The 22,721-nt window shown below is 43.9% G+C and carries 20 protein-coding genes; 11 read left to right on the top strand and 9 right to left on the bottom strand.

Annotation, left to right across the window (positions count from 1 at the left end; genetic code table 11):
* Positions 1–431 precede the first annotated feature (431 nt).
* Entirely contained in the window at positions 432–1,964 is a 1,533-nt protein-coding gene (locus ACRRSW_RS17440) for a methyl-accepting chemotaxis protein (protein WP_432459983.1), read from the top strand.
* A gap of 1 nt (position 1,965) precedes the next feature.
* Here the strand turns inward: ACRRSW_RS17440 and ACRRSW_RS17435 are convergent, their stop codons facing one another.
* Both ACRRSW_RS17435 and ACRRSW_RS17430 read right to left on the bottom strand, forming a co-directional pair.
* Positions 1,966–2,274: a DUF1330 domain-containing protein gene (locus tag ACRRSW_RS17435; protein ID WP_432459982.1), complete on the bottom strand. Its 309-nt coding sequence runs from the start codon at positions 2,272–2,274 to the stop codon at positions 1,966–1,968.
* A 218-nt stretch (positions 2,275–2,492) separates the two neighbouring features.
* A complete protein-coding gene (locus tag ACRRSW_RS17430; RefSeq protein WP_432459981.1) occupies positions 2,493–3,950 on the bottom strand; it encodes an NCS1 family nucleobase:cation symporter-1 in 1,458 nt (485 codons plus the stop codon).
* Between the two features lie 241 nt (positions 3,951–4,191).
* On the opposite strand from ACRRSW_RS17430, the gene ACRRSW_RS17425 reads away from it, so the two are divergent.
* Together ACRRSW_RS17425 and puuE are read left to right on the top strand one after the other, a co-directional pair.
* Positions 4,192–4,863, top strand: coding sequence for a GntR family transcriptional regulator (locus tag ACRRSW_RS17425; RefSeq protein WP_432451985.1), 672 nt, complete (start codon positions 4,192–4,194; stop codon positions 4,861–4,863).
* Positions 4,864–4,979: 116 nt separating this feature from the next.
* The gene (puuE, locus tag ACRRSW_RS17420) at positions 4,980–5,912 is read left to right on the top strand and encodes an allantoinase PuuE (protein ID WP_432459980.1); all 933 of its coding nucleotides are present in this window, start codon (positions 4,980–4,982) and stop codon (positions 5,910–5,912) included.
* 38 nt (positions 5,913–5,950) lie between these two features.
* Here puuE and ACRRSW_RS17415 read toward each other — a convergent pair whose 3' ends face one another.
* Positions 5,951–7,021 (bottom strand): MFS transporter, encoded by a 1,071-nt coding sequence (locus ACRRSW_RS17415; protein WP_439037762.1) that lies wholly within the window; start codon positions 7,019–7,021, stop codon positions 5,951–5,953.
* A 412-nt stretch (positions 7,022–7,433) separates the two neighbouring features.
* Here ACRRSW_RS17415 and ACRRSW_RS17410 point away from each other — a divergent pair, with 412 nt between their 5' ends.
* The gene (locus ACRRSW_RS17410; RefSeq protein ID WP_432451988.1) at positions 7,434–7,607 is read left to right on the top strand and encodes a PA3496 family putative envelope integrity protein; all 174 of its coding nucleotides are present in this window, start codon (positions 7,434–7,436) and stop codon (positions 7,605–7,607) included.
* Positions 7,608–7,840: 233 nt separating this feature from the next.
* Here ACRRSW_RS17410 and ACRRSW_RS17405 read toward each other — a convergent pair whose 3' ends face one another.
* Complete coding sequence (locus tag ACRRSW_RS17405; protein ID WP_432451989.1) at positions 7,841–8,194, bottom strand: DUF2750 domain-containing protein; 354 nt, start codon at positions 8,192–8,194, stop codon at positions 7,841–7,843.
* Between the two features lie 435 nt (positions 8,195–8,629).
* Between ACRRSW_RS17405 and ACRRSW_RS17400 the strand changes: the two genes are divergently transcribed.
* Positions 8,630–9,382 carry a substrate-binding periplasmic protein gene (locus tag ACRRSW_RS17400; RefSeq protein ID WP_432451990.1) on the top strand — a complete coding sequence of 251 codons (753 nt, stop codon included), beginning with the start codon at positions 8,630–8,632 and terminating at the stop codon, positions 9,380–9,382.
* A 13-nt stretch (positions 9,383–9,395) separates the two neighbouring features.
* Here the strand turns inward: ACRRSW_RS17400 and ACRRSW_RS17395 are convergent, their stop codons facing one another.
* Positions 9,396–9,674 (bottom strand): DUF3634 family protein, encoded by a 279-nt coding sequence (locus ACRRSW_RS17395; RefSeq protein ID WP_432459978.1) that lies wholly within the window; start codon positions 9,672–9,674, stop codon positions 9,396–9,398.
* A gap of 271 nt (positions 9,675–9,945) precedes the next feature.
* On the opposite strand from ACRRSW_RS17395, the gene ACRRSW_RS17390 reads away from it, so the two are divergent.
* From ACRRSW_RS17390 to ACRRSW_RS17375, 4 genes are all read left to right on the top strand, one after another.
* A complete protein-coding gene (locus ACRRSW_RS17390) occupies positions 9,946–10,143 on the top strand; it encodes an endonuclease/exonuclease/phosphatase family protein (RefSeq protein WP_432459977.1) in 198 nt (65 codons plus the stop codon).
* A 73-nt stretch (positions 10,144–10,216) separates the two neighbouring features.
* Positions 10,217–10,831, top strand: coding sequence for an endonuclease/exonuclease/phosphatase family protein (locus ACRRSW_RS17385; RefSeq protein WP_439037777.1), 615 nt, complete (start codon positions 10,217–10,219; stop codon positions 10,829–10,831).
* A 297-nt stretch (positions 10,832–11,128) separates the two neighbouring features.
* On the top strand, positions 11,129–12,061 hold the full coding sequence (locus ACRRSW_RS17380; RefSeq protein WP_432451993.1) for a formate dehydrogenase accessory sulfurtransferase FdhD: 933 nt from the start codon (positions 11,129–11,131) through the stop codon (positions 12,059–12,061).
* A 10-nt stretch (positions 12,062–12,071) separates the two neighbouring features.
* Entirely contained in the window at positions 12,072–14,378 is a 2,307-nt protein-coding gene (locus ACRRSW_RS17375) for an FdhF/YdeP family oxidoreductase (RefSeq protein WP_432459976.1), read from the top strand.
* Here ACRRSW_RS17375 and ACRRSW_RS17370 read toward each other — a convergent pair.
* Together ACRRSW_RS17370 and ACRRSW_RS17365 are read right to left on the bottom strand one after the other, a co-directional pair.
* On the bottom strand, positions 14,371–15,228 hold the full coding sequence (locus tag ACRRSW_RS17370; protein WP_432459975.1) for an alpha/beta hydrolase: 858 nt from the start codon (positions 15,226–15,228) through the stop codon (positions 14,371–14,373). The genes ACRRSW_RS17375 and ACRRSW_RS17370 overlap by 8 nt on opposite strands.
* 83 nt (positions 15,229–15,311) lie before the next feature.
* The gene (locus ACRRSW_RS17365; protein WP_432459974.1) at positions 15,312–17,084 is read right to left on the bottom strand and encodes a putative bifunctional diguanylate cyclase/phosphodiesterase; all 1,773 of its coding nucleotides are present in this window, start codon (positions 17,082–17,084) and stop codon (positions 15,312–15,314) included.
* Between the two features lie 411 nt (positions 17,085–17,495).
* On the opposite strand from ACRRSW_RS17365, the gene ACRRSW_RS17360 reads away from it, so the two are divergent.
* A complete protein-coding gene (locus ACRRSW_RS17360) occupies positions 17,496–18,443 on the top strand; it encodes a LysR family transcriptional regulator (RefSeq protein WP_432451997.1) in 948 nt (315 codons plus the stop codon).
* A gap of 146 nt (positions 18,444–18,589) precedes the next feature.
* Positions 18,590–19,150, top strand: coding sequence for a hypothetical protein (locus ACRRSW_RS17355; protein WP_432459973.1), 561 nt, complete (start codon positions 18,590–18,592; stop codon positions 19,148–19,150).
* A gap of 365 nt (positions 19,151–19,515) precedes the next feature.
* Here the strand turns inward: ACRRSW_RS17355 and ACRRSW_RS17350 are convergent, their stop codons facing one another.
* Together ACRRSW_RS17350 and ACRRSW_RS17345 are read right to left on the bottom strand one after the other, a co-directional pair.
* A complete protein-coding gene (locus ACRRSW_RS17350) occupies positions 19,516–21,030 on the bottom strand; it encodes an EAL domain-containing protein (RefSeq protein ID WP_432459972.1) in 1,515 nt (504 codons plus the stop codon).
* Positions 21,031–21,229: 199 nt separating this feature from the next.
* Complete coding sequence (locus tag ACRRSW_RS17345; protein ID WP_432459971.1) at positions 21,230–22,720, bottom strand: EAL domain-containing protein; 1,491 nt, start codon at positions 22,718–22,720, stop codon at positions 21,230–21,232.
* Position 22,721: the final 1 nt, after the last annotated feature.

The raw sequence follows: 22,721 nt of genomic DNA, 5'->3' as shown, positions 1-22,721 counted from the left end.
ATTCAGCAAAACCCGGCGAGCGGTTGTTTGCCATTATTATTGTAATGGGTCGGTATCAATGAGCAAGCCACTGAGTTACTGCTGATAGTCGTGAGATGAGTCTGTGCCGTAAAAGTTATTTCACCACGTTAAGAACTATGCCGATGGCTGTATTTCGAAATGAGTATATCAAAGCCTATTGATCAAAGAGTTGTCTGAATACACATCGACTATGAAAAATGAATAGGCGCGAGGCATGCTGAGGGGGTTGCGTGATTGGCTGTGGTAAACGAGGATTATTTCATAGACCTTCATATGTTAAGGAATCGATGCTGATTTAGAAAACTGTGTTGGGAGTCGCTAATTAATGACAAATATACTCTTAATTCCCTAACATAATCGATAGTTGACTTATATTTAAATCATCCATGAAGATTATTGGCAATTCAATAATGAAAATTACTGATGAAGAAGTCTTGTTTAGTACCAGCCAGCAGCTCGTTTCAACGACTGATTTACAAGGGGATATTACTTACGCTAATGATGATTTTTGTGAAGTGGCAGGTTATTCCTTAGATGAGCTGATGGGACAACATCATAATATTGTACGCCATCCCGATATGCCTAAAGCCGCTTTTGCTGATTTGTGGCTTAAGCTGAAGGCAGGTCAGGCGTGGCGCGGAATGGTGAAAAATCGTTGTAAGGATGGTCGTTATTATTGGGTCGATGCTTATGTGACTCCACTTTATGAAGGGGGGCGTCATGTTGGCTACCAATCCGTTCGGGTTTCGGCTAAACCAGAGTTGAAACAGCGTGCCCAGCTGATCTATAACAAGTTAAATCAGGGGAAAGCCATTGAGTCTGTATGGCGTGGTTCCAATATGCGTCTTGGAGCCACAATGCTGGTATTACTGCTTGCTTTCATCGGTGTGGTAAGTGAACGGGGAATGGCTGCCGCTGGTTTTTTAGCATTACTATTGATATTGTTAGTTGCCATTAACTTTGATGTTTTGGTGAAGCTCCCGAATCAGATAAACGAGCTTAAAGCATCTTTTGACAGTCCTAGCCGTTACATTTATGAAGGCGCGAAACCCTTCGATATCGCTCGTTTTCATATCGGGTTATTGGAAGCGAGAATTAAAACGATTTTGGGTAGAACCGCTGATTCGACCAAACGTTTGCAGTTATTATCTAAAGAGTTAGCTTCTATCTCTTTAACGACCAGTCATAGTGTGGATGTTGAAACACAGGAGTTGGAACAGTTATCAGCAGCCATTCATCAAATGTCGATGACCGCCGCTGAGATTAGTCATTCTACTGTGACCGCCAATGATAAAATCGCTGAAACACAGAATCATTGTCTGCAAACGCAATCCAATATGAGTCAAACTACTGAACAAGTACAAGCTCTTTCACAGGATGTCACTCAGGCGGAAAACTTAGCCAATGAGCTTACACATGATGCTGAGGAGATTGCTCGGGTGATGGGCGAAATTCAAGGTATTGCGGATCAAACGAATCTACTCGCCTTAAATGCAGCGATTGAAGCGGCAAGGGCGGGTGAGATGGGGCGAGGATTTTCGGTGGTGGCCGATGAGGTTAGAGCGTTGTCAACGCGAACTCACGAAGCGACGGGGTTAATCGAAACATCGGTGGAAAAAATGCAGCTGAGTTTGGCAAGTTGGGGGGCTCGAATGAAGTCGAGCCGAGAGCAAGCGGAGCAGTGTTTAAATACGGCTAACTTAAGCTCACAGTTAGTCGCTGATATCTCAAACATGATGAACGAAGTGTGTGATATTTCTACATCAATTTCGGTGGCCGCTGAACAGCAGTCTGTTGTTAGCGCTAATATTTCTGAAAATGTTTCAAAAATCAGCCAATTAAGCCAAGAAACCAAACAGCATGCAAAAGAGCTAAAGGCGAGTAGCAATGATCTAGCGAAAAAGTCAGACGATATTGCATCTCTATCGGATATGTTTGCTTAAATTACTCCGCTTGTGGTTCGGTATCGTTGCTTTTATAGCTAATAATTGAGACATCGGCAGCCTGTTCTCGTAGGGGGATGAGAGCCTGATAAGCTTCTGATTGAAACCAGCGCTCTAGCTCTGTGACTTGTTCAAACTTAATCACCACAGCGAACTCGAAACTGTTGTTGCCGGCGAGCACTTGATGTTGTTCTCCACGCATGAGTAGCTTGGCTTTAAATGGTTCTAGGCTGATATCCACGCCCGCTACATAGCGCTTCCATCGTTGAGGATCTTTAACTTTTATTTGACCAATTAAATAAGCAGCCATGGTTTCATCCGAGCCAGCAGGGTAAGTGCTTAACTGTAGTCTGTATTGACAACTTATGCTAAGCCAGTTGAATAGGCTGCCTAAAGCTTTTATTTGTGTGAACTGGGTTCACTATGGCTGAACCCAAATTTGGGCTTAGTGTTCGCTCTTCATTTGAGGAAAATGTAAGACCCAGCCAAGGATTGGCTGGGGACTGACGAATAACGCTTGGTTTGTGCTTAGACTTCATCAAGCGATGCATATTGTGGTTTATGGCTGCTGCTTTGCCATTCTGGTTTCATTAGACCGTAATAGATAACCGAGGCGGAAATACCACCAATGAATAGTGCGAAGTTCGCCATTTCGATAATAATAAAGGAAGAGATTAAGGCGGCGAATGTTGCCGGAATCAAGGCATATAGCGCCTTTGGATTGATACCACTTTGATACCAGTAGCGACCTTTAGGATCTAAGGTATAGAGAGACGCTAGGTCGATTTGTTGCTGTTTTACTTTAAAATAGTCAACGATGACAATCCCGTAGATCGGACCGATCATGGCCGCTAAGATATCCACCGTATAGTGGATCATCTCGGGGTTGTTGAATAAATTCCAAGGCGTGATCAGTACAGAGCCAAAAGCGGCCAAAAATCCCCCCGTTTTAAAACTAATTTTATTGGGGGCTACATTTGAAAAATCAAACGCGGGCGCGACGAAGTTAGCCACAATATTGATGCCAACAGTGGCGAGAATAAAGGTGAGAGCCCCTAAGATAATCACCAGTCCTGAATTGAGACGGCTCACGGTTTCGATTGGATCGGTAATCATTTCTCCAAACACCGGAATTGAAGTTGCCACGATAATTACACTGAAGAATGAGAACAGAATAAAGTTGAGGGGTAAACCTAAAATATTACCTATTTTCAACTCTTTGTAAGATTTGCAGTAACGGGAAAAATCACTGAAATTTAAGCTTGGTCCTGCGAAATAGCCGGCCACGAGAGCTGTGGCAACCAGCATCTGGTTGAGGGCTTGCCAGCCGTTAAGGCGTTGCTCGCTTAGATTTAAATCGATGTTTGACCAACCAGCCTTGTAGACCATAAAGGCGGTCAATAATGCCATTGCAAGATAAATGGCGGGTCCCGACCAGTCAATGAGCTTTTTAATTGCGCCCATGCCAAACATGAAGACTAAAGCTTGAACCACCCACATAAACAGGAAGCCAAACCAGCCCAGCGGGGATAAGCCTAAAATCCCCCCTTGGGTATAAACTTGGTATTCAGGCTTAAAGTACAATACTAAAACGATAAATACACTGGAGGCGAGAAAGGTTTGTATGCCGTACCAAACCACTGCAATCAATCCGCGGATTACGGCAGGTATATTGGCTCCCAACACCCCAAAAGACATGCGACAAACCACTGGAAATGGTACGCCAGCCTTTTGTCCTGGTTTGCCCATTAAGTTTGCAAAATATAACACAATCATGATCCCGGCAATCAAACAGCAGAATACCTGCCAACTGGCGAGCCCCAAGGCGAACAGGCTAGCCGCAAAAACGTAGCCGCCAACTGAGTGAACATCGGACATCCAAAACGCAAAGATACTATACCAACCCCATTGTTTTTGTTGGGTAGGGGCTAGGTCGGGGTTAATGAGCCGGGCGCTTTCTTTAAACTTAGTTGTCACTGTAGGCATAATGGTCCTCCATTTTGTATACAATTGAAGGTACAAGTTGTATGCCAATTTATAACAGTCGTTAAATCCAATAATTACTAAAAATTAAACCTTGCTTATCATTTTAGCGAGCTGTTTTGGTGCAAGCTTGAGCTGGACTAGTGCAGTCATCATCGAATTTATTATTAAGCGCAAATAGTGATTGCTATCCAATAAAAAATTGGATTAGTCTGATTGTATACGATTGGTAATAGTGGCTTCGATGATCCCATACGAAAAAATACATAATCAAATTGTGTCGGCGATTGTCGCCCAAAAGCTTGAGCCTGGTGCTCGCCTTCCCGAAGATAAGTTAGCCGACTCGTTTAAGGTGAGTCGTACTGCGATCCGTAAGGTATTACAGCAGTTAGCGGTGGAGCATTTGGTGAGTCTGGAGCCAAATAAAGGGGCGCAAGTTAAGCGCCCGAGTATTGCTGAAGCGCAGGAGATTTTTGACAGTCGAGGTCTCATTGAACCTCAGTTGTTACCGATGGTGATGGCTAATTTTAATCGCTTACATCAACAGAATTTAAGCGCCATTATCATCAAAGAAGGGCAGGCCAAACAAAAAGGTGATTTTGCCCAATTGGTGTTGCAAACGGCTTATTTTCATATCGAACTTTCCCGAATTACTCACAATCGTAGTTTGAGTCAATTTGTGCAACAACTGGTCTATCGTTCTTCGTTAATTATTGCGGTTTATGGATCAAAGCATAGCGTTGGCTGCAATTGTGGGAATCATTCTGAATTGCTCCGCTTATTGGAACAGCAGGATAGTGCGCAAGCGATGGCGTGGATGACTCAACATCTGGAGATGATTCGGCAAAGTCTTTGTTTGGAGCCCCGTCCCCAACAGTCGATAGACTTTGACCGCTTGTTTTCTCCAGAGGTTTAAGTTTGGCTAATGGTGCTTCGGATGGGCCGTTGGGTTTGAGTACTTAAGTATGGCTTAGCCTTGAGTGAATATGCCCGAGGTTATTTCAATAATGGTTGGATTAAAAAGGAATCAACATGAGTCAACAGCAAGGATTTCCGGTAAGGGATATGCGCGGTTATGCTGGTCAGCCGCCTCACGCCAATTGGCCTAAAGGCGCAAGAATCGCAGTGCAATTTGTATTAAATTTTGAAGAGGGGGGCGAGAACTGTGTATTGCATGGAGATCCTCATTCGGAAACATTTTTATCCGAGATAGCTGGTGCGGAAGCTTATAATGCTCGGCATATGAGTATGGAATCGATGTACGAATATGGTTCTAGAGCAGGTGTATGGCGAGTCTTGAATGAATTTAAACAGCGTGATTTACCCTTAACTATTTTTGCTATTGCGACAGCATTACAGCGCAATCCCGATGTGACCAAGGCGCTTGTTGCTGCGGAACATGACATTGTTTGCCATGGCTTAAAATGGATCCACTACCAGCATATGCCCCTTGAGCAAGAGCGCGAGCAAATGCAACAAGCCTTAAGTTTGATGCAACAATTAACCGGTAAGCCGGTCAATGGTTGGTATACAGGGCGAGACTCTCCCAATACTCGGGCGCTGTTAGCCGAGCATCAAGATATCATTTACGACTCGGATTATTATGGTGATGATTTGCCATTTTGGGTATCGCAGCCCTGTGAGCAAGGCTGCAAGCCTCATCTTATCGTGCCTTATACGCTAGATACCAACGATATGCGGTTTGCTTCACCTTATGGGTTTAGTCATGGTGAAGAGTTTTTCCAATACTTAAAAGATAGTTTCGATTGTCTGTATGCGGAAGGTGATAGCGCCCCAAAAATGATGTCGATAGGCTTACATTGTCGAATTATTGGTAAACCTGGACGTTTCCAAGCGCTTAAGAAATTTTTGGATTATGTGCAAGGACATCAGCAGGTTTGGGTGGCAACTCGTCAGCAAATCGCCGAACATTGGATTGCCAACCATCCTCCTGAGTTAGCTTAGCGCTTAAGTTTTTGAAGCTAAGTTTAATCAGCTGCTCGCTAAATGGCCCTCGCGATAGCTGTATTTTTAGCGGCCACGATTAGCATATAGATGCAGGTGCTGGCAAAAGTTGCGGCTAAATAGAGCGGTAAGCGAGTAATAGTTGTTTCTCCGAGTCCAGCGATGAGCGGCCCAATGATCGAACCAATGCTATAACTGAGTAACATGAGTTCGGTAATGGCGACAATATGTTCGGCTTTAGCCTGAAGACTCGCCTGACAAATAGCCACGGGGTAAAGCGAAAATGCAGCTGCTCCCAAAGCAAATAGACTGAGGCCAAGGCTCAGCAAAGAGTTAGCCAAGGTTATTGCAATGGCGGCTGCAAACCCCATCAAACAAAATAAAGCCTGAAGCAGAGTCTTGCTGAATCGAGCCGATAAATAGCTAGCTAAAGGCTGGATTAACATACCACCTAAAATCAGCGTCGCCATCAGTTGACCGAGTTGGTTTTGCCATAAATCATTATCGTTAAGAAAGCCTGGCATCAGCCCATAGATGGGGCCCAAAATTAAGCCTGAGACTAGGCAGCCGATTACTGCCGGTGTACTTAACTGGCCAATGGCTTTGAGTGACAAGGACTGGTGTCGAGTCACTTGTGGTGTTGTGCTGCGGCTCAATATCGGCGCCAATATCGCCAAGCTGAGTAGGCTGATAATACAAACAAAAGGGAGATGACCTTGGCTGCCTAAGTGTTCAATAAGTAGTTGACCGAAGGCGTTGCCTGCATAGAGTGTCACCATATATAAGCCAAGACGCTTCGCGCGCTGTTTGTCATCATCGACCAGCAATAACCAAGACTCTATCACCACAAATACGCCTGCGGTGGCTGCGCCAGCGATACCTCTAAGGATTAACCATACGCTTGAGTACGAAAGGAGTGGCATTAATAAAACCGTTACCAGAATCCCGCTGAAGAATAGGATAAGTGCCCGTCGATGCCCCAGTGTATTAATCACTACTTGTATTTTTAGCGCGCCGAGTAGCAGCCCGGAGTAAAACGCACTGGCAAGCCAAGGACTTAATGATTTGTCGAGCTCGAAATAACTTAAAGCCAGCGGTAAAAGGCTCATTAGGTAGCCAGTCGCTATTGCAAATAAACCGAGGCCAGCTAAGGGGGAAAGCAGTCCGGAAGCGTGCGAGTTGAGGGAATTTGAATGTAGCATCAGCGTATACCAGAAGGGTTAAAGATCAGTCGGTTTGTTGGAAATTGGCGCGATGATGCCAGCGATCACTTAGTAGGTAAAACAAAGCTTATTTGTCGTCACGATTAAGATAAATTGATGGGCCTTATTTTCTTGGTAAATCAATAACCGATTGTTTTTATTATCTTTATGTGCGTTTTTGTCGCTTTGTTTCAATTTTAATTTGTATTGACCGATGGCCGGTTTTATTGCACATTTTTAGTACTCGTCGTGGCGAGTCGCTGGCGCTTAGTAAAGTTAGGTGCCGATATTATTAGATGTTTAATTGGGTTGAAGAGTCATGAAATACTCACAGTTTGATGATATAGATGAATGGGACTTAGAAGATAAGGCTCAGTATTCAAAGCAGAACAAGAAAGCCAAAAGTGATGTTCGGGTTCGCCGACGTATCGATGAATATAACGAGAAAAAGCAGCTAGATAACTATATCGCAGATTTTGTCGACTTTTCGTAAAGTTGCATGATCAGCTTAGCTTGGCTTGTGGGCGGCGAAAGTGCATCCAATTAAACTCAAGAGGATGCTTTAAGATAGCGTCGCTTGGGCTGCTGAGTGAGCGTTAGCTGTGTACGTCTCTGGCAATCATTGACTTTAGATTGCCAGTTGGCTTGAAAGGCCTATGCCACAGCATAAAAAACGCCACTGTTAAGTGGCGTTTTAGTCATCTCTGGGGCGCCTTTATTTGGCGGTCATTTTGCATCATCTGCTGCTAACTGTTTGGCTAAATGAAAGGCTTCGATTTCTTCGCCAACTAAATTTTCATCGAGATCGATGGCCACTAAGACTTTGTCTTCGTCTAAGTTTGGCAACCATTGTTCAAAAAACTCTTCTAAATTGATGGAAACAACCTGGTATTCACTCCAATCATCAAGGCATAGGGCTTGAGCCTTGGCCGCCGTTGAAAACAATGGCATCACGTCGGTATTTTCATAATTAATGGAATCAACGACTACAAACTCGTCGTCGGCACTAAGTACCCAAAGCTCGCCAGCTTTAATCACGGCCTTGCTAAAGTCTGATAGGTTGTTTTCTGAAGTAGACATTTATTGCTCCCAAATTATTGATTGTAGATCGTCGTCGATTGCGCGATTTTAGGCAACCATTATCTATATATATTTTGCTGTCGAAGTCGCAATACCATCCCAGTTAACAAGCAAGCTAGCTGGTGGGCGTTTTGGCCGATGTTTTGAGCGGAATACTTTTACTGTAAGGGATATTTCTGATGCTTATTAAATATTCTGCCTAATTTGGACTCGTTTAAGGGTTGGAGATTTTGTGTGTTTAGCTGGATAGGAGGGGTTTACTGCTGGCTGAAATATAATCTAGCGAGATTAGGTTATCGAAATTCGAGTAGCAAAATCCATTTTGTTAGCTCGATATAGCGAATTTATATATTACAGGATTGACTTCGTGCGGGCTTGTCACTAATAGTAGTGACTCACTGGCTTTCTTTATATGCAAAGGAACATCATTCAGTCATGCGGAAGGTAATCTGGGTCGTTTTATTGCTAACGGTGGCAAATAAGACTCATGCTGCTCAGTCAAGTTGGCAGGTTGGCCGTTCAAATAAGCAATATATTTTAAGCCAAGCGATTATGGACATGTTTATAAAAGCATCGGGTGTGACTAGTGTGAATCATTACCTTCCCTTCGCTCGCCGTTTGCGAAGCTTAGAGTTGGGAAGTATTGATATTAGTGCTGGTCTGCATAAAACCAAGGACCGTGAGAAATCACTTTATTTTTTGAAGCCCCCTTATCTAGATTCTTCTCGCCATTTCTTTGTCTTGCGAAAGCAGGAATTACTACCTTTAGCTCGCTATAAGGACCTGTATGCCTTGAGAGTTGGGGTTAAGTTAGGTGCCCGTTATTTCGAACCTTTTGATCATGATAGCAAAATGACTAAGGTGAGTTTAAATGACAATAGTGCTTGCTTAGAACTGTTATATCGTAAGCGGCTGGATGCTTGTATTGTTGGTGAAGTCGGTCGACATTTTGCTCTTAATGGCAAGGTTTGGAAGGGGCGCTTTAAACTTGCCAGCTTTCAGGGGGGGAATGATACGCCGGTGTATATTGCTATTTCTAAGCGCTCAAGTTTGTATGTCGAAAGGGAGCAATTAGACGCGTTATTGCAAGGTTTAACCGATTCCGGTGAAATCAGACAGGTGATCGATGATTTTTATCAATCTCGTAATATCGCCACGCCGATTGATGATGAGCCAAGTCTGGAGTGATTTAGCGGATTGATTAGTGGCGCAGCCGACCTTGATTATTATTGCCTGGGTCCGGATTGGGACGCCATACATTACGCAGGCGTTGTAAGATGTTGTCCGGGATCGAAGATGAACACTCTAAATTTATTTGTCGTCCTCGGCGCATGCCATAGAGTTTACCGTTGATGGCGCCGCTATTGCCTTGAAGTAGTTTTATTTCACGAATAAAGTACTCCGGCACTCGGCCTTTTGTCACCTCAACTCGGATCCCATCGATTTTTATGACAAATGCTGCACTGATTGCTTTTAACATCTATCCCCACTTTCTGATTTACCGATATTGCTTCTTATCATAACAAAACTATATTGCCAGTGGCCACTTAGGTATCTGTAGTCTATCCATGGCGGTTGTGAGGGGAACCTTTTATTTTGATTTGAAGTTTGTACTTACTTTTAGTCTCAAAGCTATTTAAGCTTATAGGACGTTCGTGATGAAGGGGCGCTCAGCAGGCTCGGTGGCAATAGGCAACACCAAGCACTAAGGAATCTGTATCAAAATTTTAAGTCTCAATTTATTGAACTATGTGGCGCCGCCTTATGCTGCCTACGAGTTTGATAATATCCTCGATAGCCAGCAGTGGCAGCAAAAGCAAGCGTGGTTAATGGGCTTGATTCATCAAGCTCAGCCCGATGTGATGGCTTTTCAAGAGGTATTTAGCGCAGAGGCGCTCGCGGTGCAGTGTCAGCAATTAGGCTATCCCTATTTTCCTGGCGACTGCTAGCGTTTTAGATGAGTCAAGTTATGTTTATCGTAAACCCGGCTTAGCTTTGGCCAGTAAGTATCCTTTGCGGCAAGTGAGTTTGTATCAAAGTGCAAGATCTGAGCAATTTAGCCGACAGCCGCTAGTGGCGAGAATAAAGCTGCCAGGGATTGCCTGGGTTAAATGTTACGTGCTGCATCTAAAATCTAAACGACCGATGCTAGATGACTTACCTGAGCCGATTAGTGATATTGATGAGTATCTTGGGCGCTGGAAGGCAGATAATTTGCGGGCAAAAGAAGTTCGTTTATTGCTACAAGATATTGTTGCTTGTCGTCGCCATAAAGTTGAGCCTGTGATCATCATGGGAGACTTTAATGATGACTTGTCGGCGGGAGCGCTAGCGCATATTTTTGATTGTCCCCAGCCTCATAATGTAGGAGTGGAAAATACTTGGCGTTTGCATGATGGTTTTGCTTTAAGTCTGCAGACCGACTTGCGGCCTGCCACTCATTACTGGGGAGGGCAAGGCAGTGTACTTGATTATATTTTGTTGTCGGCAGAGTTTGCCCCAGATTATCAGCAACAAATGGCCGAAGTTGTGCGCTATCAATGCTTTGATCGTCATCTCACTCACGCCGATTTTTCCATCGACAGTCAAGCCAGTGATCATGCAGCGGTGATGCTTGAACTTAGGCCAAGAAAATAGTGAACCAATAAGCTTGTGAAGCGCAAGCAGAGCCGCGGTTATGGTGTTTGTTTAAAGCTGTGAGTAAGGACTTGGTTATCTTACTGATTCATAAGTTGTTAACTAGTTCATAACTTGATGTAATGTTGATAAAAGCACTAGCCTTGGCCTAGGCTTTTGATTAACCTGTAGATTAGTGGTCGTCGAGCTTTGGCGCTTGTTTTTATCTGGAAGAGAAGATCGATACTCAAATTCAACAGGCCCTAGTGTAGCAGTCGAGAGTGTTCGCTCGGACTCGTATCTTACAGCAGGTAATCTATGTTAAAGCCTAAACGCCGTTCTCAGTGGGCTTGCCTTTCTGCAATGCCCGAGCAATTATCCCACAGCACTATTTTAGAGCACGGGCTTGGTGATGTTTCGCTGATGCGCTTTAATGATACTCGCGAAGCTGAGCCGATTTTATGTCCCGATTTAATCGCTATCGAAGAGCCTCTGCTGCTGAATTTGACATCTTATTGCCCGAAGCAACAATGTTATCAAACAAGACAACTGAGCTTAACGATGCGCACGCCCGGTGATGATTTAGCGCTTGTCATCGGTTTATTGTTTAGTCAAAACATTATTAGTCGTCTTGACGAGATCGAGGCGCTACAGTTTGTGAGCGAAGCGGACGCCACGCTAAACCAAACCAATCATATAGAAGTGCAGCTAGTTAAAGGCTTGGTGCCTGATTGGTCTATTTTGCAGCGTAACTTTGCCAGCTATTCCAGTTGTGGCTTATGTGGTAAAAGTAGTGTTCAAGCTCTGGCATTAAGTCATCAAGCGAGCATCGATTGTCGCGCTGAATGGCTCGATGAGCAGTTGCTTTATCAACTGCCTAGTCAGCTACAAGGTTTACAAACGCTTTATCCTCAAACAGGAGCTGTGCATGGTGCGGGGTATTTCGCGGATCAGCAGTGGTTAATTGTAGAAGAAGATATCGGTCGACATAATGCCGTCGATAAAGTGTTGGGGCAGTTGTTATTACAGGACTGTTATTCCGAGCGCTCGGTTTTAGTGTTAAGTGGTCGGGTGAGTTTTGAGTTAATGCAAAAAGTAGTACGCGCTAATATTCCAGTGGTGGTCGCGGTAGGGGCACCATCGAGTCTAGCCTTAGCGGTGGCACGGCAGTTTAATATTAGTTTAATTGGTTTTACCAAAACAAAGCAGTTTAACGTGTATCACGCGCCTTGGCGGATTAAATATAAGTAGGTGAATATTGATGAGTCATAAACCTTATACGGGGGCGGCGGGAGGCTGGGCTGCCTTAGCGAGTACGGCAAAACATCTTGTTAAAAGTGAAAATGTAGCCAAAAATTTAAAAACCTTGTTAAAGACCAATCAAGACCATGGCTTTGATTGTCCCGGTTGTGCTTGGGGAGAAAAGGGCAACCGGGCCACTTTTCGTTTCTGTGAGAATGGTGCTAAAGCGGTGAATTGGGAGGCTTCGTCGCGTCGCGTGAATGCCCAATTTTTTGCTGAGCATTCGGTGGCTTGGCTTGCCAAGCAGAGTGATTACTTTTTGGAATATCAAGGTCGTTTAGCGGAACCCGTGGTTTATAACTCGCAGAGTGGTCACTACCAAGCGATTGCTTGGGATGAGGCTTTTCAATTGATTGCAAAGCATTTGCATCGCTTGGAAACCCCTAATCAAGCCGAGCTATATACCTCTGGACGAGCGAGTAATGAAGCGGCATTTTTATATCAGCTGTTCGGCCGTCGTTTGGGCACAAATAATTTCCCTGATTGTTCAAATATGTGTCACGAAGCTAGTGGTTATGCGCTTAGTAGCAGTATTGGCACTGGTAAGGGCACTGTGACCATTGAAGATTTTGAGATGGCTGATGCCATTTTTTTGTTTGGTCAGAATCCTGGAACCAATCACCCGCGAATGCTCGAAACACTGGCTCACGCAACACATCGTGGTGCCAAGGTGGTAGCCTTTAATAATTTAAAAGAGCGTGGATTGGAGCGTTTTGCCAATCCTCAAAAACCAGCAGAAATGCTTAGCGGCGGCTCAAGTCCAACTACCAGTCATTATTTCACTCCTAAGTTAGGTGGTGATATGGCAGCGGTTCGGGGGATAGTTAAGGTGTTGTTGGCGCGTCATCAGCAGGCCCTGCTGCACGGCGATAGTGTATTCGATTTGAATTTTATTAAGCAACATACTCAAGGTTTAGAAAGTTACTTGATTGAAGTCGAACAGACTTCTTGGCAGAAGATTGTTGAGCAATCGGGGCTCAGCCAAGCCCAAATTGAATCGGCTGCAGATATTTATCATCAGTCAGACCGAGTGATCATTGCATGGGCCATGGGAATTACTCAACACAAACATTCAGTAGCCACCATCCATGAATTAACCAACCTGCAACTCTTATTTGGTCAGATTGGTAAAGATGGTGCAGGTCTGTGTCCAGTACGTGGTCACTCGAATGTGCAAGGCGATCGAACGATGGGCATTAATGAACGTCCCAGCAGCGCCTTTCTTGAAAGCATTGAGCAGGTGTTTGGCTTTACGCCACCAAAGAAACCGGGGCACAATGTAGTGCAGGCTTTAACGGCGATGCTCAAAGGGAAAAGTAAGGTCTTTATTGGACTCGGTGGAAACCTTGTTGCTGCCGCGCCTGATACGGCATTAAGTACTCAAGCCTTGGCCAACTGTGAGCTCACGGTGAGCATCGCCACCAAACTCAATCGTACTCATGTTACCCCTGGTCAACAGTCTCTCATTTTACCTTGCTTAGGTCGCACAGATGTCGATGAGCAACTCGCAGGTCCACAGCGAGTGACGGTTGAAGACTCCTTTTCAATGGTTCATGCTTCTGCTGGATTAATTGATGAAAGTCGTGAACATATGCGCTCTGAGCCAGCGATTATTGCTGGTATTGCCAATGCGGCCTTTGGGGCTTCGCCAGTTGATTGGTTGTCGCTGGTGGAAGACTATGACCGGATCCGGGATCTCATTGAGCAAACGATTCCTGGTTTTGAACGTTTTAATCAGAACCTACAACAACCTGGTGGTTTCTATTTAGGTAATAGCGCGCGTCGACGAATTTGGAACACCGCGACTAATCGAGCTCAAATCAGCTGTCATTCACTCCCCGAAAATATTATTAGTGCTGAAGTGCGAGCCTTGAGTGATAATCGTATTTTTGTGTTACAAACTTTGCGTTCTCATGATCAATACAATACCACTATTTATGGTTTTGCAGACCGTTATCGGGGGATCTACGATGAGCGAGAGGTATTATTTATTAACCCGCTCGATATCGCTGAACTTGGCTTTAAAGAAGGCGCTTTGGTTGATATTGAAACCCTCTGGGCCGATAATATTGAACGTAAGGTGAAGGGTTTTAAACTGATTGCATATGCTATTCCACGAGGGAATGTTGCTGCTTATTTTCCAGAGGCAAATCCGCTTATTCCTCTAACGAGCAAGGGCGACCTAAGTGACACGCCTACCTCTAAATCCGTGGCTGTGGTGTTGACTGCGTCGGCCGACTCAGAGATTGCGATTGCGCTTAGTTGAGATTGTTGGCAAATTGTTGGTCTAGCGTTGCTGTGTCGCTTTCTCGCGAGGCTGCTAGCCAGCGGATGATTCGTTGCTGATGTTCGGGATGGTCACGGGTCAGGGCTCGCGCATGCGCACAGGACTCGAGCCGCCAAAAAACCTTGTTGCCTGTAAGTTGCCGGTAAATTGTTTCTCCAGCTTCGATAGGGACCACTTGATCTGAAGCACAATGAACTACCAGCGAGTTGAGTCCTGGGAGCCGAGATAGTGACTCTGCACTGGCGTAGTCATCCCGCATTAACCAACCTGCCAGCCAAGCATAAAGCTGACTTAACTTACCTTTATTTAGGATGTATTTGGTTTCTTCAACATAGCTACTAAAGGATGAATCGATAATCATACCGTCGATCTGAATGGGCTTATCAGCCAAGGCTCTCATTAAAATATTACCGCCGGTGGAAGTCGCAATAATAAAGCTGGCTTGTTGCGACTGGAGCGCAAGCTGCTCAAAGTAATCTAATATACTAAGCGCGTCTAAATAGGCAGCTTGGTCACTGACTTGACCACTAGAGTGGCCGAAGCCCGAGTAATCAAAAACCATGACGTCGTAGCCGTGTTCGATTAACCAATCAACTTTTTCTTTGGTTTGTTCCATGTGCCCACTGTTGCCATGAAAGTGGGCGATGATGCCTGCAGGCTCAAGCTGTTGACTGCGAGGAAGCCACAGATAGGCGATATCGTTACCGGAACGAGACTTCATCCAACGAACTTCTGGATTGATGGTGTCCGCTTTTGAAGGGGAAAAGAATAGTTTGTTGGAGCAGCCGCTAAGACTTAGAAATAACAAGCTGATAAGTATAAGGCGCATCGCATTCCTCCGTTTATAACATTTACGGAGGTTTATCATGAAAGGATCAGTTGGTTTTATTGAGCTTTGATTGGGTGTCAGGCTCAGTGATTTAGCTTGGACGCTTCTATCAGTTGTCTCACTTGTTCGACAGGCAAGGGTTTTGCGAAGTAATAGCCTTGCAAGTAATCAACCCCTAACTCGGTTAATTGATTCATTTGTCGTTCGGTTTCTATGCCTTCGGCAACCACGCTGTGGTTCAGGGACTTGGCAATATGCATCACGGCTTTAATGATGGCATAGCCATTGGTTTCCATACGACTGACAAATGAGCGGTCAATTTTCACGGTATTAACCGCTAAGTCTTGCATTATTGATAATGAAGAATAACCCGTACCAAAATCATCGATAGAAACCTTTATTCCCTTATCTTGTAGATCTTTAATTTGCTGCGAGAGCAGCACAATATCGGAGGTGAACACTGATTCGGTCATCTCGATATGTAGTTGTTCAGGGTGTAGTTGACTCGCACTTAATGCGTGCTCAACAATCTCAATAAAGTCCTGATCTTGAAGTTGTATGACTGATACGTTCACACACACCGCGAATTGCTGTTGGGCGGGCCAAAGAGCGGCTTCTTGGCAGGCTGAATTTAACACCCAGACGCCTATTTTTCTAATTAATCCATATTGCTCGGCAATACTAATGAATTCATCGGGTGAAATCCATTCACCATTAAATTGCCAGCGGATTAGCGCTTCGAAGGATACTATTTGTTTATCGGAAGAGCGTAAAATAGGCTGAAACACTAAACTGAATTGTTGTTTATCGATGGCCTGACTCAGTCCATCTTTCAGGCGTAATTCTCGGTGAATTTTCTGCTCTAATTGTTGCGAAAATAGGCCCACTGTCGAAGGACTTAGTTTTTTTTGCGCATACATCGCTGTATCGGCTAAACGGATAAGACTGTGTTCATCTTGGGCATGTTCAGGATAAAACGCGATCCCCACCGTAGCGCCCACCGATAAACGATTATTTTCAAAGCTATAGGCCTCTGAGAGTGTTTGTATCACCTTATTTGCTAATGCAATGGCGGGTTGATGGTCGCTATTTTCTAGTGCCAATAGAAATTCATCGCCGCCCCAACGACAAAGTAATTGTTGGTTGGTGGCTAGTTGTTTTAATCGAGTCGCGGTATTGGTCAGCACCTGATCTCCGGTGTCGTGACCGATGGCATCGTTAATTTTTTTGAAGCCATCTAGGTCAATAAATAGCAGCGCAAGGTGTTGCTTGGCTTGGGCACTTTGTTGAAGTTGTTGTGCTAAATGCTCTAAAAATGCGGAGCGATTAAATAGACCCGTGAGCGGGTCTAGATTCGACAACTGGTAAATAGTCCGTGTGCGTTGTTCTACTTTTTTTTCCATCTGTTGGACTAAGGTGACATTTTGGTTTTTTAGCATAATTGCTTGCTGAGTGAATGCTGCATTGCGTTTGGCAACGACTAACATCGCTAAGCTGCAAATAATACCTAACATGCCCAAGACCTGTCGCTCGTACTGACCTGAGAGCAACAGCGCTAAGGCTGGAAACGCAACCGTGCTCGACGCATAAAACATGGCGGTATATTTATGTCCAGCCAGAGTCGTGGCCGAGCCGCCAGCCATTGCGGCAACGATAATCATATGTGTGCTTAGATCGAGATCTGAGCTGTATTTACTGGTGATCACATACACAATATAGGTCGACCACATTAAAGCGGTTAGATTGGCACCGATAATAAAGCGTTGAATGGCTTTTACTTCATCGAGTTTGGTGCTTTGCTGGTGACGTTTCCACCACCATAAATCGATTAAACGCAACAATAACAAACTGCTCATGAGTAGCCACCAAGCATGTTTAAACGATTCAATTTGGGGGATATTAAAGGCGAACACGAGTATGCAGGAGGCAATTATTGAAATCAATACTCCCGAAAAAGCGTTGTCATAGAGTAAATTAGCCGCATCTCGTTGGCTATGAGCGATGAGTTGGTCCTGATTGATGGTTGTTTACCTTTAGGTTGTTACTTAATCAAAACGGATCGTCAGATAGACGAATAAATTTTAGCATGCTGTTACTTATCAGCCTTTAATCTCGAAGCTTTACTCGCTGATGATTAAATGAAGCTTTTGGTGTTCAAACAAAGCATAGACCTAATGTGTGAAAGCTAGCAATCATCGCTTTACTCTAAGCTTTGTCGCCGTTAATAATAGAAATCACTAATGGTTTTTTTAAAAGGCATATGCAAAATGAATATCAAGAAGGTCGATCTGAATCTTTTGGTGTATTTAAATGTGCTATTAGAAGAGCGTAACGTCTCTCGTGCGGCGAATAAGCTTGCTTTGACTCAACCTACCATGAGTAATGCTTTAAAGCGTTTGCGTGAGCTGTTCGATGATCCTTTGCTGGTGCGTACTGCAGAAGGGATGAGTCCCACCGAAAAAGCGACCAAATTGAAACCTGAGATCGTGAGTTTATTGAGCCTGGCGGAAAAAATAACTCAGCCAGATAAAGACTTCTCGCCCGCACAAAGTCGGCTTACGTTTCGTGTAATGTGTAACGATTATATTGAGGCAGCCTTGTTAGCACCATTTATTCAAAGTTTGTTAGAGTGCGCGCCTAATCTTAGTTTCGACTTGTATGGACCGGGTGATATTGGACTGGCCGATATGGAAAAGGGCCACATTGATTTAGCCTTGAACCGCTTTACCAGTTTACCGAAGACTTTTCATCAATCGAGTATTTGGCGTGACAACTTTTGCTGTTTAGTACATCAGGAGCATCCTTATGCGCAGGCGCTCGATCTAGACAGCTATTTGACGGCAGAGCACATCTGGGTAAACCAAACGGGTTGGGGAGCGGAAACTTCGCTTGTGAACAATAGAGGAGGGCAGCAATTTTCGTGGGTTGATGAAGCGCTCGCGCAACTGGATAAAACGCGCAATATTCGAGTTTATACCCGTCACTATGGCCTCACATCCTGGCTGTTGAGGCAACCTAAGCTGATTGCGACACTGCCTCGCCGTCAGGCCATGTTATACAAAGATGATCCTCAGTTACGATTGGTTCGAGTCCCATTTCAAATTGTCCCCATAGAAATTAAGATGATTTGGAGTCCTTTGCTGCAGCATTCGAAGGCGCATCAATGGTTGCGGCGTTCGTTATCGACCTTTGCGAGTACTGTGGTTGACCGTTGAGCGATTACTATTCATAAAATCTATACCTTATATTGAAAAGTAAAATTTTATTTAGTTGTGTATGGACGTTACCTTAAAGGTGAAGCTTGGTTGAGCGGCGCTTGATTCAACACAACAGAATAATGATTAGTATAAGGAAGTTAACCATGAATATATCACCCCACAGCACTCAAGGTTACCAACATCGAGAAGAGCTTTTTATTGACGGGTCGTTACTTGTGTTTGTCGAACAACAACTCTCAAGTCATGAGGGGGGGGCCGTGGATGACTTTCTTGAAGCCTTAGCCATTTTGGTCGACGAATTTGGCCCTCGTTATCGACGCTTAAATCAAAATAGTCAGGAGATGAGCTGTGATGAACACCTCTCTCGGTGTCAGCAAAGTTTAACGATGTCCACGGCAATTAATATTAGTCGCGGTAGTAGTAAGGCGGTACTGGATCAACACAGCTGTGCGATCCCAAGTTGTATTTTTGATGCGCTATTGACCGCGATGATTGCTCACCAGCGTGGATGGGTATTGTCCTTAAGTACGAGCAAGCCATTAGAGGCTGTTCTGATGGAAGCATTGTTTAAGCGTGCTCAGCAGTTAATGAATTTGAGTGATGTGCAAGTTGAGGTATTACCTCCATTAGATAATGTGGCCTGTATTGCACAAGCTCGTCAGCAAGCTACTTTTTCGGAAAGGTCTTTAGTGAGCCATGCATAGGGCTGTTGAATTTTGCCGAGTGCACGTTTTTTATTGCGGTAAGCCGAGAGGTCCTCTTGTGAGCGACGCAGATAAAAACGTAAAAGCCTTGAATTGAATTCTTCGGACACCGCAATTGACTATTTTTACAGCTTTATTATCTTCTTTGCCGAGAACGATATAGCGAAGACGGTTGCGGGTGCCAATCTAATCTTCACCAAATGGCTTAAAAATAACACACAAGCTTAACCGGCGGTGTCAGCGAAGCGCTTATAGGAAGGGCATATTTGTGGTGATTGAGCGCACTTCAACTGTAAAACAGCGGTGAGTGCATATATATGTATGCGCTACATGCCTTTGATGAGCTATTCTTCATTGAGCATATTCTAAGTATATTTTTTCATAAATTCTACGAGTGGTAGCGGTTTGTCAAAATAGTAACCTTGATAAGCATTAACACCACGACTGAGTAGATAATCCAGTTCACTCTGCTGCTCAATACCTTCGGCGATGGTTTGTACTTTCAGACGTTGGGCCAGATCGATAATATTTTCCAGCAATTTGATTTTATGAGTATCATGAATTGCTTGTACAAAGCTCCTGTCTATTTTTAAGTAGTCGGTGTCGATTTGATGTAAATACTTTAATGAACAGTGCCCCGTGCCAAAATCATCGAGGGCAATTTTTACGCCGATTAACTTTAGCTTATCAATCGCGGTGAAATACAGCATGTCATTGGGGAGTTCTTCACGCTCGGTGATCTCAATGATGAGCGTGTGTCCATCTTCGGCGAAGTTCTTGATGAAACGTTCGCACTCCACAAAAAATGCGGGTTCTGTTAATTGCACAGGGCAGATGTTGAATGCGATATGTAAGGGCTTACGCTTGGCGACTGGAATGTTGTTCAGAGCGGTAGTCACTTGTTCAAATAGTAGTGAGCTAATGGCACTAATTTGACCACTTTTTTCGGCGATAGAGACAAAGTCTGCGGGCAATATTAGCCCCTTGGTAGGATGCTGCCAACGCACCAATACCTCTGCGCCATTCAGCTTTCCAGAGGCATCAATCACTGGTTGAAGATAAGCCGTAAACTGTTTATAACAAATCGCTCTAGCGATACTAAAAGAAAGCCAATTAAAGGCATCGATATATTTATAAACCGCCCTTGCACCTATATTACAAATGACCAGCCATAGCGCTATCATAAGACCAAATTTGTTGAACACGTAGTGTACATAAGTTTTTAGGGAGTACTGGTAGTACACTTGAAATAAGTCATTGCCATAACTGGCTTGAGGTAGCGTATTGAAGTCCTCTACCTTGACGACGCTGGTGTGACTAAAAATGTAATCGTTGATCCTTAAATAGCTATTGAAGTTGCCTTCCACATTCTCCAGCATTTCTTTGATATGCTTTGGGTGTATTCCAAAATCGATAAAGTTGCTACCGGAAACTGGGATGGCAATTAGTACCTCGCCTTTTTCTTGCTCTTGATCATAGACGTCAAAGATAGTTGAAGGGACAAAAAACATCCGTTTTGATTGCGCAGCATGATTATTGTTCGAGAGCTTAATATCTTGATAGTTGGGTAGTGTGCTGCATTGTATTTGTCGTTGATTTACCCAACTGATACTTCTTATATTGGAGCTACTTAATACCGCATTTTCTGCTCGAGCCTTAAACAGCGGGCAATCCTTGGGCATTTGCATATCTTTAAATGAATACTCATAAAAGTTATTCATATCTTTGGTCATTGAATTGAGTTGTTGGTAGATGGCGGCGGAGTGGGCCATCCCTTCATTCTCAACATTTTGGTAGGCTAACAGGCAGATGAAAGCGAGTCCAAAAAAGTTCGAAATCCAAATAAAGGTTCTGCTACTGATATAGGTCGATAATTGCATAGTGACGATGTGCGGCGCTTTATCTTTTTTACATACTATGTTGATATAAACGATGATATGCAAGTTAATTTATTGTCGATGATGTCGCCGTTCTTATCTGTTCGTATCGCTGATCGGTCACACTGTAAAATAATTGTAAGATCTCGCAAAATTATTATTACGTAGCATAAGGTAGCAAAAAACCGTTTACCTTGATCAATTAACCATATTTTTGGATAAACGCTGCGAGCGCGAGCGGTCCATCAAAGTAGTGGCCTTGATAATAGTTTACCCCTCGACTGAGCAGAAAATCGAGCTCACACTGTTGTTCTATACCTTCGGCAATCGTTTGCACTTTTAGGCGCTGAGCGAGGTCGATAATATTTTCTAGTAACTCTATTTTGTGGGCATCGTGGATCGCTTGCACAAAACTCCGGTCAATTTTTAAATAATCAGTGTCGATTTGATGTAGATATTTGAGAGAACAATGGCCAGTACCAAAATCATCGAGGGCCATTTTCACGCCGATTGATTTCAATCGTTCGATCGCGACAAGATACTCATCGCCATTGGGGAGTTCTTCACGTTCCGTGAGTTCAACGATCAAAACATAGCCATATTTGGCAAAGTTTTCGATAAAGTGCTGGCAATCGGTAAAAAAAACGGGCTCGGTTAATTGGATCGGACAGATGTTGAAGGCGATATGTAAGGGCTTACGATTGACCTCGGGAATATTGTTTAAGGCGATACTCACTTGTTGAAATAATTGACCACTAATGGCACTGATTTGCCCTGTTTTTTCTGCGACGCCAACAAAGTCACTCGGCAAAATCAGTCCTTTATTTGGATGTTGCCAGCGCACTAGCACTTCACCGCCAATTGGCAGGCCTGAGGCATCAAATACGGGCTGTAGATAAGCGGTAAAGTGCTTATTTTTTATGGCTCGTGAAATACTAAAACTTAGCCAATTGAAGGTGTCGATATAGTTATAAACTGCTCTTGCTCCAACAGTGCTGATAATGAGCCATAGTGCAATGAGTATGCCGAATTTGTTGAAGAGGTATTGCAGATAAGTTTTTAATGAATATTGATAATAGACCTGAAACAAGTCATTGCTATAACGTGGCTTAGCCAGTTTTTTGAACATTTGGACTTGGCTGATAGATGAACGACTAAAAATGTAATCTCCTAGCTTTAAGTAACTATTAAAGTTTGCTTCAACATTTTCTAACAACCCCATGAGATGCTGAGGGTGTATGCCAAAATAAATATAGTGCTCGTTTGATACCGGGATCGTTATCAGTACCACCCCTTTTTCTACAATCTGAGAATTAACACTAAAGATGGTCTGCGGAACAAAAAATATCTGTTGATGTTGGGCCGCACTGTATTTGGGGGAAAGTGACACGCTTTGATAATTGGGTAAGCTACTGCAGAGTAATGTTTTCTGATACACCCAGCTAACACTTCTCACCACCGAGCTGTTGAGTATGGTATTGGTTGCCTGCTGGGTAAACAGAGGGCAGTCTTCGGGTAAATGGATATCTTTAAATGAAGTGCTATATAAGTCTTTTACCTCACTCATCATTGAATTGAGTTGTCGGTAGACCGATGCGGAGTGCGTGCTCGCTTTGTCTTCGATGTCTTGATACGCAAATATACAGATGAAAGCGAGTCCAATTAGGTTTGAACTCCATATAAAGCTTCTCATG

This window comes from Agarivorans sp. QJM3NY_25, from assembly GCF_050870875.2.
Classification (GTDB): domain Bacteria; phylum Pseudomonadota; class Gammaproteobacteria; order Enterobacterales; family Celerinatantimonadaceae; genus Agarivorans.
Note: the sequence above shows the minus strand (reverse complement) of the source record. Positions and strands in the feature narration are given on the sequence as shown.